The organism is Pseudomonas fortuita (assembly GCF_026898135.2).
Classification (GTDB): Bacteria; Pseudomonadota; Gammaproteobacteria; order Pseudomonadales; family Pseudomonadaceae; genus Aquipseudomonas; species Aquipseudomonas fortuita.
The window spans coordinates 1,884,531-1,896,484 of sequence record NZ_CP114035.2 but is presented as its reverse complement, the minus strand read 5'-3'; the positions used below and the strand labels follow the sequence as shown (position 1 = coordinate 1,896,484).

General features: G+C 58.5%; 18 protein-coding genes and 1 pseudogene. 10 read left to right on the top strand and 9 right to left on the bottom strand.

The features are described 5' to 3' along the window. Nucleotides 1-342: 342 nt before the first annotated feature. From OZ911_RS08700 to OZ911_RS08675, 6 genes are all read right to left on the bottom strand, one after another. Nucleotides 343-690 (bottom strand): phage holin family protein, encoded by a 348-nt coding sequence (locus OZ911_RS08700; RefSeq protein WP_268968615.1) that lies wholly within the window; start codon nt 688-690, stop codon nt 343-345. Between the two features lie 511 nt (nt 691-1,201). Next, entirely contained in the window at nt 1,202-1,567 is a 366-nt protein-coding gene (locus OZ911_RS08695) for a PA0613 family protein (protein WP_268968614.1), read from the bottom strand. Further along, a complete protein-coding gene (locus OZ911_RS08690) occupies nt 1,564-3,777 on the bottom strand; it encodes a virulence-associated E family protein (RefSeq protein WP_268968613.1) in 2,214 nt (737 codons plus the stop codon). Before OZ911_RS08690 ends, OZ911_RS08695 begins: the two co-directional genes overlap by 4 nt. Next, nucleotides 3,767-3,985 carry a TraR/DksA C4-type zinc finger protein gene (locus OZ911_RS08685; protein WP_086975626.1) on the bottom strand — a complete coding sequence of 73 codons (219 nt, stop codon included), beginning with the start codon at nt 3,983-3,985 and terminating at the stop codon, nt 3,767-3,769. Before OZ911_RS08685 ends, OZ911_RS08690 begins: the two co-directional genes overlap by 11 nt. Then, nucleotides 3,978-4,496 (bottom strand): phage regulatory CII family protein, encoded by a 519-nt coding sequence (locus OZ911_RS08680; protein WP_268968612.1) that lies wholly within the window; start codon nt 4,494-4,496, stop codon nt 3,978-3,980. The genes OZ911_RS08685 and OZ911_RS08680 overlap by 8 nt, the downstream gene beginning before the upstream one ends. A gap of 597 nt (nt 4,497-5,093) precedes the next feature. Beyond that, on the bottom strand, nt 5,094-5,357 hold the full coding sequence (locus OZ911_RS08675) for a helix-turn-helix domain-containing protein (RefSeq protein WP_268968611.1): 264 nt from the start codon (nt 5,355-5,357) through the stop codon (nt 5,094-5,096). Nucleotides 5,358-5,435: 78 nt separating this feature from the next. On the opposite strand from OZ911_RS08675, the gene OZ911_RS08670 reads away from it, so the two are divergent. The 9 genes from OZ911_RS08670 to OZ911_RS08630 all read left to right on the top strand — a co-directional run bounded on the left by OZ911_RS08670 (nt 5,436) and on the right by OZ911_RS08630 (nt 9,774). Next, nucleotides 5,436-6,167 (top strand): LexA family protein, encoded by a 732-nt coding sequence (locus OZ911_RS08670; protein ID WP_268968610.1) that lies wholly within the window; start codon nt 5,436-5,438, stop codon nt 6,165-6,167. A 276-nt stretch (nt 6,168-6,443) separates the two neighbouring features. Beyond that, nucleotides 6,444-6,755 carry a hypothetical protein gene (locus OZ911_RS08665; protein WP_268968609.1) on the top strand — a complete coding sequence of 104 codons (312 nt, stop codon included), beginning with the start codon at nt 6,444-6,446 and terminating at the stop codon, nt 6,753-6,755. A gap of 9 nt (nt 6,756-6,764) precedes the next feature. Next, the gene (locus OZ911_RS08660) at nt 6,765-7,049 is read left to right on the top strand and encodes a phage antirepressor KilAC domain-containing protein (protein ID WP_268968608.1); all 285 of its coding nucleotides are present in this window, start codon (nt 6,765-6,767) and stop codon (nt 7,047-7,049) included. A gap of 158 nt (nt 7,050-7,207) precedes the next feature. Further along, nucleotides 7,208-7,525, top strand: a complete 318-nt coding sequence (locus tag OZ911_RS08655; protein ID WP_268968607.1) for a pyocin activator PrtN family protein — start codon at nt 7,208-7,210, stop codon at nt 7,523-7,525. A gap of 52 nt (nt 7,526-7,577) precedes the next feature. Next, nucleotides 7,578-8,381 carry a hypothetical protein gene (locus OZ911_RS08650; protein WP_268968606.1) on the top strand — a complete coding sequence of 268 codons (804 nt, stop codon included), beginning with the start codon at nt 7,578-7,580 and terminating at the stop codon, nt 8,379-8,381. After that, nucleotides 8,378-8,899 carry a hypothetical protein gene (locus tag OZ911_RS08645; RefSeq protein ID WP_268968605.1) on the top strand — a complete coding sequence of 174 codons (522 nt, stop codon included), beginning with the start codon at nt 8,378-8,380 and terminating at the stop codon, nt 8,897-8,899. Before OZ911_RS08650 ends, OZ911_RS08645 begins: the two co-directional genes overlap by 4 nt. Then, complete coding sequence (locus OZ911_RS08640; RefSeq protein ID WP_086975634.1) at nt 8,896-9,315, top strand: hypothetical protein; 420 nt, start codon at nt 8,896-8,898, stop codon at nt 9,313-9,315. Before OZ911_RS08645 ends, OZ911_RS08640 begins: the two co-directional genes overlap by 4 nt. Beyond that, nucleotides 9,308-9,502 carry a hypothetical protein gene (locus tag OZ911_RS08635; RefSeq protein WP_268968604.1) on the top strand — a complete coding sequence of 65 codons (195 nt, stop codon included), beginning with the start codon at nt 9,308-9,310 and terminating at the stop codon, nt 9,500-9,502. Before OZ911_RS08640 ends, OZ911_RS08635 begins: the two co-directional genes overlap by 8 nt. Further along, on the top strand, nt 9,499-9,774 hold the full coding sequence (locus OZ911_RS08630; protein ID WP_268968603.1) for a pyocin activator PrtN family protein: 276 nt from the start codon (nt 9,499-9,501) through the stop codon (nt 9,772-9,774). The genes OZ911_RS08635 and OZ911_RS08630 overlap by 4 nt, the downstream gene beginning before the upstream one ends. On the opposite strand, the gene OZ911_RS08625 is transcribed toward OZ911_RS08630, so the two are convergent. Beyond that, complete coding sequence (locus tag OZ911_RS08625; RefSeq protein ID WP_268968602.1) at nt 9,775-10,896, bottom strand: site-specific integrase; 1,122 nt, start codon at nt 10,894-10,896, stop codon at nt 9,775-9,777. It abuts the gene before it with no gap. A gap of 104 nt (nt 10,897-11,000) precedes the next feature. Here OZ911_RS08625 and OZ911_RS28950 point away from each other — a divergent pair. Then, a pseudogene (locus OZ911_RS28950) lies at nt 11,001-11,144 on the top strand (hypothetical protein); the annotation flags it as partial. Nucleotides 11,145-11,296: 152 nt separating this feature from the next. On the opposite strand, the gene OZ911_RS08620 reads toward OZ911_RS28950, so the two are convergent. Both OZ911_RS08620 and OZ911_RS08615 read right to left on the bottom strand, forming a co-directional pair. Then, a complete protein-coding gene (locus OZ911_RS08620) occupies nt 11,297-11,596 on the bottom strand; it encodes a hypothetical protein (RefSeq protein ID WP_016485740.1) in 300 nt (99 codons plus the stop codon). After that, entirely contained in the window at nt 11,593-11,886 is a 294-nt protein-coding gene (locus tag OZ911_RS08615) for a hypothetical protein (RefSeq protein ID WP_016485739.1), read from the bottom strand. The genes OZ911_RS08620 and OZ911_RS08615 overlap by 4 nt, the downstream gene beginning before the upstream one ends. Nucleotides 11,887-11,954: the final 68 nt, after the last annotated feature.

Here is an 11,954-nt window from a genome sequence, read left to right as displayed (position 1 = left end):
TTCCAGTGGTGGTTAGGGTCAAGCGGCCTACCGTCAGACGCGCATCCGACCATTCGTCCTGACTTCTCCAAGCGCTGCTTGGTCGAGTCGTGACAGAGCTTGCACAGCGGCTGCCAGTTGTTCTGGCTCCAGAAGAGTTTCCATGCTGCCTTGATACGCGCCGGATCACCGCTCGCTTTGGCATCTTTCAACCTGGGCGCAACCTTGTGGTCAACGACAGCTGCCGCTACCGGGCGGTCATCGCGGGAACACATGGAGCAAAGCGGATGATCTCGCAGGAATTGGTCGCGGGACTTCTGCCAGCGGTAGCCATAACCCCGGGCAGCGCTGCTGCCTCGGTCATCAGTTTTCATTGCGGCCGACTTCTGGCTTCACATCGCAGACGCCCAGCCGCTTGGCCACCCAACGCTTGTACAAGCCGATGGCGACATCCGCACCGGCTGTGGCCGTGAGGCAGCCGATGGCACTGGCCGACCACATCGACATGCCTGCCGAGTACAGCAACATGATGGTCGACAGCCCGCACACGACGCAGGCGCCGGAGCGCAGCAGCACCTGACGGAAAATGAACCAGCCGCTAACACCGGCCATGTCGGCCCGCCACATCTCGCCTGACACCCCGCCGACCAGGGACAGGAAGATCACCAACCAGATAGGCATCTCAACTAACGCTTGCTGCTCGCTGTTCATCGAATCCCCCAAATGCAAAAACCCCGGCGCTAAGGCCGGGGTTTTCAGTGTTTAGCGGGTCGCTTTATGTGCCCGCACGTCTCGAAGATGGGTACATTTTGCAGGTCGAGTTTCCTGGCAGCAAGAGAGTTTTAATGCCACCCAGCAATAAGGGGTAAACGCCTGGGGAATGTCTAGCGAATATCGAGGCAATACACCTTCCCGGCTTAGCTTTACTTTGACGCTGGCCCATTGGACCCAAAGGGAGCAGAGATAGTGGGACTTGTAGAGCCCCCGAAAATCAAGGGCTGTCCCACTGTCTAACTGTTATTAACCCTTTCCCGTGTAAAGAGAGAGATTAAAAGCACGCTGCGCGCAACGCGCGCGTAATACGCTGCATGCGCCTATGTGCGCGCCTTCGTGTGAGCGGTGGGACGGTGGGACAGCCCGCGAGCTGCGCGGGCTGGAGCTGGGCTCACCTGCGAAAAACGCAGCAGGACCGCAGCGGGACGGTAGGACCATAGGTGACGGATCATGCAGCCCTCTTCCCTTTCAACAACATTTGAATAGCAACATGGGCCTGGTGCAGGCGCTCATAGTACGTCTTTCTACTGCACCTACAATACGACATCTTCTGCTCGAGCAGGCTGTCCTGGTTGCAGTAGTGCTCTTTGACAATGACGTACAACTGTGGCTCCAGATGCTTATTCACGATGATCTCGATATCCGCAGACTCATCAAGCAGCACCCGACTTCCCCTTGTGCCTCGGATCAGATCTCCACGGCAGTCCATGAGAAGCCCAAGCATGCTACCACCACCCGAACCACCGCCGTAAACATCTGGCGTGTGCAGTTCTTGCGCCCACAGCTTCAGCATCTCATCAATATGCTTGATCAAAAGCATTCCTCCTTCGGCGCCGGAGGCTGCTCCAGGGGGGGCGTCCGCCCCCAGCCCTCTGGCTTCTGATACGCCCAAGGGCGCTTGCCGCTCTTTGGCAGCGCCGCTAGCCTACGACGACGCCAACCCAGGCGGTGCATGATCGACCCCACACGCATCTGCTCGGGCTTGCCCCAGTGGCCAGGGTCTAGGTTCAGCGCCTGACCCAGCACTTCGCTGCCAGTCACCGTTTCACCGACTTGGGAGGCCTCCAGCCAATCGAGTATCGGCCCCTCCCATTCATCCACCACGAAGCGCTCTTCCTGCTCCGCAGTGAACAGCTCTTCCTCCTCACGGGTCACCCACCAGATATCACCGGCTTGGTAGCAGAACATGGCTTCTGCCCACAGCTGGTCGCGCACGCGGCGCAACGCCTCCAGATCGACCTTGACGCAGGCGACCGGCCAATAGCGCCGGTTACCCGTGGCATCTTTGAGGTATTCATCTTGGTTGGTGGTCCCCGCGAAAACACACTGGCGTGGAACGTCGCTTGTTCTTCGACCATAGCTTTCGCGGTAGGTATCGATGGAGGCCGAGAAGAATTGCTTGGCCTTGGTGCTCTCAGCCTTGTTGAAGCTGTCCAGCTCACCCAGCTCGACGATCCACTTACCGCGGATGGCCTGAAACGCGTCCTTGTCTCCCAGGGTGAACGGCGTGTCCATGAACCACTCACCCCCAAGGATGCCCAAGGCCGAGGACTTGCCCGCGCCCTGCGCGCCCTCAAGGATCATTACTGCATCCGCCTTACAGCCGGGCTTCATGACTCGCGCCACTGCTGAGATCAGCCAGCGCTTCCCGACCTTTGCGCTGTATTCATTGCGTGGGACGCCGAAGATCTCATGCAGCCAGCGCTCCAAGCGCGGCACACGATCCCATTCGAGCTTGGCCAAGTAGGTGCACACTGGGTGGAAGGCGTTGTCGTGCGCGACGACGCTGACCGCTTCAACCACATGGGAGGCCTTAACGCGCAGGCCCTGCTGAGCTAGCCATTTCATCACTCGCATATCGTCGATGTCGCTCCATTCCCCTGGCACACCGCCATAAGGCGCAGCACGAAGGCGCATAATCTTCGAGCTGAAGGCGTTGTAGCCGATCACCCCGCCCCAACGCTCATCATTGGCCAAGATCAGCTCGACGTTCTGCATGTGGGCGATCAGGGCACCGCTCTCGGTCCTGGCCAGCATGTCCTTCCAGCCACCGGTAGCCGGTGGTTTGATCACCGCCGTGACTTGCCGGCGAACGGCCTCAAGGCCTTCAGCGCAGTGAAGGTCGTTGAAGTCGGTCCACTTGACCTCACGCTCGCCCGAAAAGATCGGGCCGACCACCTGGCCACCCACAACCACCGCTGCGTTGTTGGCCTTTTCCTCACCAGGGTTCCAGGGCTCGCCGGTCGGCCGCTTGGTCTTCCAGTCGTCATCGCGGCAGATGATGATGGACCGACCAGGGAAGCGTTCGCGCATGTGCTTGGCGACCGCCATCAGGTTGCCCGCATCGAAGGCGATGGCCACTGCCTGGGAGGTCGCCATGTGCAGGCTAGCGCCGGTGGCGTAGCCCTCACACACAAGCACAGGCTCACCGGGCTCTGGATGACCACCAATCATGTGAAAAGCACCATCCTTGGCCATGCCATGCGGCCAGTAGGACTTGTCCCGTCCTGTATCCTCCTGGATAGTCGGGAAAATCACCTGCAGGCCGACAATGGCGTCCTGAGCATTCTGCATCGGAACGAGCACTGCGCCCGACTTCGGCGCATAACGAACGCCGAAACCGACCACCTGCTTTCGATCCAGATAGGAGCTACGCCCCTTCTCGGGCATACGTTTGAACAGCGCTTCCGCCCGCTTGGCTGCACGGCGTGCAGCGTTCGCGGCGATCTCGGCAGCACGCCGCTTGGCGTCAGCCTGCCGTGCGCGCATAACTTCACGCTCGTCCGGGGTCAGCCCCCGGCCGTCAGTTTTCACCTTCTGCGTTTCGCCCAGGCGCCAATCGCCAAAGCTGCCGAAGATCAGGGTTTGCCCCTTCTCGGCCAGATGCTCATGCAGGACATACCAACCGTTCTTTTCCTTGCCCTTGTCATCCTTGGTGCGGCAGCGGGTCAGCTTGGCGAAAATCAGAGGCTGGTCGGGCTGCAGGCCGTAGTCATGCAACTGATCAAGAACCTTATCCAGCATACCGAGCCCCTTTCTTCTCGAAATATCCCTGGCATTCGATGCAACGCTGGCAACCTTGCACGGCTAACCGGCGCGGCTCAGGGATGGAGCCCCCACAACCAACGCAATCTTCCAGTGACTCACACTCGGGCGCAGGCAAGCGTGCCGACAGAACCAGGTCCAGGTGCCATTGGGCGCGATCATTCGCCAGATCTGCGATATCAGCCACGGTGAGCCCCCCGAGTGGTCTGGTTGACGTACTCGGCACGGCGATACATGCCGAGCAGCCCCTGGATGCCCCGGAACACCTGATTCTGGATTTCAGCCAGTTCCTGATCGTCGACCTTTCCATCACCGATGCTGCGGGCCCAGGTTTCGGCCAGATTGGCTACCTGCCGGAAGAACTCGGCAATGCCCATCGTCAGCGTTTCGGGGATGTCATGGGTGTATGCGTCAGACAGCTCTTGCCAAATGGTGTCACCGACAAGAGCGTGGACCGAATCAAGGATCCGTGGGTCCTTGGTCAGCTCCAGGATCTCACTGAACTCTTGAACGTTGACGATGTGAGTCGGATGGGTGGGAGACAACTTGTGTTGGAGAGTCGTGGCGTTACGGCCGGTGGTGGCGGCAATGGCGGCAGCACCGCCTGTGTAGTCCCGCACAGCGTGGTACAGCGCGAGTTCGAGCGGGAGCACTTCGCGCTTGGCGCGCTCAATGCAGCTCATTGCAATTCGGCTCATGGCGTTGGTCCTTGTCGGTAGCCAGTGCCTGCGGCGTGTTGTGGTGAAACCAGCACCGCATAGCGTTGTAGGTGTGCAATAGCCGTCCCATCAAGGGCAGAAACGGCCTCAGACCGGGGCGGCGCTCCATCGACCAGCCCCGGCGAAACAACCACCTCCCGTGGTGAAGGAGATGACACCCAAGCTCCCTGCTTGGGCGTTACGATCAAGGTGAGTGGACCTATGTGGTGTGCCCGACTACCTATCACGCGCCCCGGCAGCATCGTGGTGCTACTGCCGGGTTTGAAAGACGATCACTCGCCTTCCTTCTGGCACATGGCATTACGCTACTAAAGCTGCCAGTGCCAGCGACGAGCGGTGGTGTTAGACTCGCCGCGTGGTTCGTAAAGAGCCCTTGCCAATGATGTCGCCCGACTATCACTGGCACCCCGCCGCCCTATCTGTGGTGGAGAAAGGCGGCACCCCAGGCACCTGTGCCTGGACCCCCGGGTTCAAGGACAGTAGTTTCGTGGTGTGCACCACATCCTTGAACGCGGCCCGGTAGCACTGTGGTGGTGCTACTGGGGGAAACCAGGCGACCTTCGGGTCGCCTTTTTTCTATGTTGGCCGCTGTCTCTGAGGAGCGGCTACTTCAAGCAACCAGGACGCTTCAAATGGGTTACCTTTCTGTCCAGCAGCATTCGCTAAGCGCTCTGCATAATTCGTTTCGCCGGTGTAGTCCGTCCTAGGCAAGGAGCCAGCCAGACGCCATTTATTCAAAGCCTGATAACTGATCCCGCATACCTTGGCAGCAGCACCGATACCTCCAACAGCTTCAAAAGCGAACGCTATCGCATTCGGAAAATCTTCGGGCCGCAGCATGTCAACCTCCATTATCAACCCGGAGTTGATATTATAGATCAACTGACTATTGCGCAAGCTCTGTGCAACCATCAACCCATGGTTGATAAAAATGAGCTACGCGCAGCCTTCAGCGCACGACTACATGAGGCCCTCGACGACGCCGGCGTTAGAAGCCGAGGCAGAGGCGTGGACATCCACAAACGCCTGAAGATGGTCGGGGTTCATAAAACGACTCAAGCCATCAGCAAATGGCTGAATGGCGAGGCAATTGCGGAAGCTGACAGCATGGCCGCGCTGTGCGCTTGGCTGAACGTACGCCGCGAATGGCTGGAGTATGGGGTACTGCCTAAAGCCCAGGAGCCTAACGGTAAGGCTCACCAACTCAAGGTCGGCGATCAATCCAATGTGAGTGGAATACTGGAGCGTTTCGGGAAGGTGCCTCTAATCTCCTGGGTTCAAGCTGGTGCATGGTGTGAAGCCATCTCAAACTTTGAGCCCTACCAAGCAGATAGCTGGCTGTCATGCCCAGTCCCCATCAGCGACAGCGGTTATGCCCTAAAGGTGCTTGGCGACTCAATGACAAACCCTGGACCAGGGAGAAGCTATCCTACCGGCTGCATCATTTTCGTAGATCCCGAGGTAGAGGCACATACAGGTGATCGTGTCATAGCGAGGGTACCAAGGACCAATGAGGTGACCTTCAAGGTGCTTGTGTCAGATGCTGGACGTCAATTCCTGCGGCCCATAAATCCTCAATATCCAATCATAGACATCACGGAAGAGACCCACATCTGCGGTAAGGTCGTGGGCTCCTTCATCCCCGAGTAATCAACCATTGGACACATGGCCCCTTACAACATCAATTTTCAGTTGACATAAAACAACCAGAAGTTGATATTTGCCTCACTCTTCCACCACAGAGTGAGGCAACACCATGCACACCACTGCATCACTACATGTCCATCCAGCAGCCGCATCCATCGACCTGACCTTCAAAGTCCGGCGACTGGCCAAGCAGCACGGCTGCGCATTCGTCACTACCAAACGCCCTACGTCATCCCCCGCTTCAAACTGCACGCCCCCACACGATGGAGGGCACGCGGCATGAGCTACGCACTTAGCCATAACGCATTTGCCTGCCTCAAAGCGCAGACAAACCTGACCGGGCAGTTCACCCACATCCTTCGCGACGAATCGAATGGCGCGCGCGCCAAGGCAACGCTGCAGACTGAGGTTTATCTCGACCAGGTCAATGTCGTAATCCGCATGGGCTCGACAGTGAACAGCGTGACGCTGCCAGCGAACAATCTCGCCAGTGCGCGAAAGGTTGCAGCGCACCTCGAAGCTATCGCCAACGGCAAGCTGGACACAGCCGACATGCCACATGTCGAGCCTGTACTCGCCGACGTGGCTTAGGAGGTGGACTTGGAACGCACACTTGCACAGACCGCCAAGCACTTCGGTATCAGCCGTAACGAGCTGATCCGCCGCATGCGTGAGAACGAACTGTTGACCGAGCGCAATCTGCCCCGCTACCCCACGCGCGACCGCGAATACCTGCGGATCAAGGAGGGCAGCTGGTTTCACCCCGAAGCCGGGATGCAGTACAGCGAGTCGACACGCGTGAAGCAGGCCGGGATCCCCTGGCTTGCCGAACGCCTCAATCTGCAACTTCCGACACCACCGGAAGACAAGCGCTATGCGGCCTAGGCAGTACGCGGCCCAGATCCTCCAGTTCAAGACCCGTGAGGAGCGCAACGCTGCGCTCCAGGAGGTTCCTGAAGAATGGCGCGACCTGGTACGCAAGCACTGCGAGATCACTTGGCACCACCCGTCACGCCACAAGCTCAGGGAGAGCCCGAAGCCTGATGAGCAATACCAACCAAATCGCGCTGCGCCTGCCGCACGCACCTGACGCAACCACCGTTGAACTGCTGTACCGAACCTTTGGCGATGTGCTCATCCCACTCGACAAGGTGCGCGTGCAGTACTTCCGCAACCTCAACGAAGACACCTTTGCCGAACAACTGAAGGTCGGTCGGATCTGCTTGCCCATCACGACACTGGACAACAGCCAGAAAGCCCTGAAGTTCGCCCACATCCGTCATGTGGCCGCCTTGATAGATAGCAGGGCCTACCTGGCGGATGAAAAGCACTCTCGGCAGCCAGATCAAGAAAAGCAGTAACACCCAGCAAGGGCCGCCACCACCGGCCCGCACACCACCAGGAGTAAGACCCATGACTACCCAACAGGTCATCGCCCTCATCGTCATCAGCGCGTTCATAGTCGGGCTGTATGCCTACGCCTATTTCCTTGGTCGAAAAGCAGGTCGTGCCCACCACCAAGGCGGCTTGTTTTTTGATCTCCTGCTAGGCAATAACAGTGGCACCACCATCATGGGGATACCACCACAGGGCTCGAACCCGGAGGGAAGCGGGCACGCGATAACACAGGACTTCATCGAGGCCACTCCCGCTTCGCTCCGCGAAGTCCGTGTTGTCGACGCGCAAAAAACAAAAAGTTTCTGCTGCGAAGCAGCAGGCATTATCCGCCCCGTCAGCAGCCCCGCCGAGGCACTGATACCCCACTACAAGCTGCGCGAGGCAGCGCCCGCTGATGCAACGCTAATCGCTAAAAATCGCCCGCACGCGCAGCCTGCCGTGGGGTATACGCAACCATCAGCCGCCAGCTGCATTGAGGCCGCGCTGGACGCAACACTGGCCGAGCAGAACGGTACGTACGCCACCTGCGGGCAGATGGCACAGGCAATTGAGGCCGCCCTGCAGCGAGCCGGGTTCCTGCCCCCTGCTGATCAGCCCAACCCGAGCATACCGGTGACCAGATCGGACTATGACCTGCTGATCAATACGGCCGAGACGTTGCTTCTGGCCGAAAAGACTTGGAAAGCCCTTCCAGGCACCGAGCCAGGCTGCAAACGGGCCACGCAGCAACAGCAGGACATCCAGGCGCTCGCATTGCGCGTCCACTTCGAGCTGCGCAGAACCCTGGCCATCGGCACAACAGCGGGGAAAGCAGCATGAGCCGCACTCAACACATCATCTTCACCGCAACCTCGCTTGAGCACGCACTTTCATCCGTTCGCAGCCTCCACGACATGAGTACAGAGGTGATAGCCCAAGAAGTGTTCCGGCAGATATCGGAGCTAGCCGCCCATCGACTGACACCAACGACCGTCTGGTGTGGCCCAGGCGGACTGTACCAGTCGAAGTTGGATGCAGCCCGCAACGGCGAGCAACAGATCGACTCAGCCATTCTGGTCGACACTTCAGATCTCGCAAATCTGGCCGTCGACATGAGCGACGCGCATGACGCCATGAGGGCAGCTGACTTTGCTAATCGCCGGTACTCCGCCGCAGTCCAGCACACATACCCCAAGGGGACCAAAGTGCGGGCCGATGTAGGAGGTCATTTAATTACTGTGGAAATCACTGGTTACGGCTCTTATTGGAGCAACCCAGGCGAGCTTTACGGCACCAACGTGAAGACAGGAAAAGCCCGCCACTTCAGTCACAGACATGTGCTGGAGGTGCAGCCATGATCAACGATCTGCACCCTGTCAGCGTGCCACGCGAGCTTCTGGAGCAAGCCCTGGATGCTGCAGCAGCTGTTGGCATGCAGGACGTAGCTGACGAGCTGGATCGCATCCTCACTCCAACCACCGCGAAATCCGCCGAGCCAATCGACGTGCTGCCAACGGTGGCTGTCGAAGGCGACCAACTGGTTATCCGCATCACCACGGAGTGCCTCCTGCACGCAGTCACTTGCGCACCGGAATGGCCGGTCGACTACAGGGGCGATCCGATCAGCATCCAGAACGGCACGTTATTGATACAGGAAATCATCCACGAACTGCAGCGTGAGGACGAGCAAGGCACCAACCAGATGCATCGTTTGCTTGACCAAGCCGCGCTGGACGCTATCAACAATGGCAGCGAGGCGGTGAGTTATGACTGATCGCATCCGGCCACCCATGGCCTCACACAGCCTCGACCTTCCTGCCATTTGCGATGTTTGCGGCAAAGGCCGGTCAACCCGCCGACACATGAAATGCAGCCGTATCCGCCAACAACGGGAGGGCGACAAGTGGGCAGCCTACATGGCCAACGTGGCCGCGAAACGAGCGCTGGGGAGACGTGCATGAATACCGCTTTCGTTCTGATGGCGCAGTACAACGGCAAAGCCATCATCTCAATAGAACAGGTCTGTACCGACTATTTCACGCACCTGACGCCCGATATGTTTCAACGCAAGGTACTGGCCGGACAGATCCAGCTCCCTATAACCAGGCTCGAAGCGAGCCAGAAGAGTGCTCGAGGAGTGCACATCGCTGATCTGGCCTTGTACCTGGACCGACAGAGGGAAGCTGCGCGCCTCGAATGCGCGCAGCTGAACAAACCTCTTCGTGCGAGCTAGCTAGCCTACCCGGGCGCCGAGCTTCACCGGCGCCTGGATAATTTGATTCAACCACTTCCAGCCCTTATACCCATCTCCTCGGCCGCGCAAATGCGTATAACGCCGCATCGAGTTCCAATCGCGATGGCCGGAGACACTGGAAACCCTGGGTATATCCCAATCCATCTCGAATAGTCGGCTCACTCCTTCGTGACGTAAATCATGGAAGTGCAGATCCTCAATACCGGTCATCTTGCATGCCTTGGACCAGGCGGTGCCGATTGAATCCGTGTTGTAGGGAAATATCTCAGCACACTCCCGTGGCATGCTCTGCACAATAATCCAAGCCTCATCCGGCAAATAACACCAAACGTCATTGCCAATCTTCTGGCCGGGGTTCTTCATGTCCCGGACTTTCACAGCCTGCTGATGCTCGTCCAAGTCCTCCCAACGGATGCGGGTAATCTCGTCCATCCGCCGCGTTGAATAAATAGCGAATGCCACTACCTTGGGCATATGGATGACTGTCGGCCGGCGCTGTAACATCTCGAAAAAGTGCTTCATCAGCTTGTCGAGTTCATCTAACGTGGGCCGACGATCACGCTCGCGACTCCTCATGTTGTAACCGAACTTTTTCAAAACGAGGCGAGCGTCAGGCATCGCCAGGGGATTGATCTCGTACCCCCAGGCCGCCCTGGCCAGGGACAGAACCGAACCCAGGTGAGCCAAATCATTACCGGCAGTCTGAGGCTTTACTGAACCACCCTCGGGTCCCATGCGCCAGAGCGCGTAATCCACCAGTACCTGCTGGCTGATGTCCGAGTCGACCTTATCCCCCAAGTAGCTCTTCTTGATGGCATTGAGCGTTAGCCGCTTGGTTTCACCAAGAGGCCTGGCTTTCTCCGCCTCAATCAAGTAGCGATCGATCATCTCCCTGACAGTGTGACCCTGGCGGCTTGCCCGCTCGATCGCACCAGGCACCGCTAGCTCTGTCTCTCGTCGCTTCGCCCAGGCCTGAGCAGCCTGCTTGCGGGCGAACGTCTGGGCTTCTTGGTAGACTATGACACCCTTTTTCTTGAGGCGGATCTGGACGGTATAGCTCACTGTCCCATCGGCCTTTTTCCTTGCTCTGATCGTTGCCATGATTTTTGGTGGTACAAGCGTGATTGGCGGTGGTACATCGTACCACTGTCACACCAAAAACGCCCAAAAACCCCCGAAAATGGCCCACAAATGCGTAGACCAGAATGCCCCTAGAATCAGCCTCAAAGCCACAAACCACGCGCCCTGAGCCCTCCCGCCGCTTCAGCGTTGCGCCGATGATGGATCGTGTCGATAAATTTGGAATGCCCAGTGTTTACGGGGCCTGTAGGCATGCCGAATATTTTCTGTAGCAAAAATTAAGCAAGTTTGATGGGATAGCCACATAAGTGGCTTTTTTTTGGACATGAGAAGGGTGGCACTCCGGTATGGCATTGCCGGTGTTTCTCTTGGCTGGAAACAGGGACCGCAAGACACCTGATCGGCTACTTCCTTTGTAAAGCTACTCACCGGGGAAGGGCTTGCCACTGCCCTGTACCAGCTGTGCGCCGCCGGGATGATCCTGCGGATAGTCGTCAAACAAACCCAGCGCCCAGGCTTCCTCGTGCTCCATCAGCGCCCACATCCTGGCCGCCTCGGCAAGCTCGAGCATGTCGACCAGAGTGTCATCGTCGATGTCCCGGCGCCGGCGCGCAGCATAGGCCATTTCACTGAGCACAGCCGCTCGCCCATCAGGGTCAGTTACCAGGGCAGTCTGGTCATCAAGTTCCACCACCCAGGCCTGTGGTAATCCAGCCATCATTCTGCTCTGCACCACCAGGACTGGGCGTACAGAACGCCGTCGACTTCCTCAAGCCCGTTGATGTTGATGCCGAGCTGGGCCATCCCGTTGACCCTGGCGTCGTGCAGGCGCGGGATGATATCGGGCCCGGGCGTTGGATTGAACACCCATGCCTGGGTCGATACCCGGCCCAGCGGCTCGCTGTGGTGGTCACCGATGTGGACGTCGGCGCGCAAAGGCTGGACCCTTCTGAGCTGATCAGCAGGGATGGCCACGCCATTTACGCGGCGGCGAACGAGGAGGAAATACATGGGACTCCGACACTGTATAGAGATACAGTATCGTATAGGCCATTCCTGGCGCCGAGCAACTGCCGATG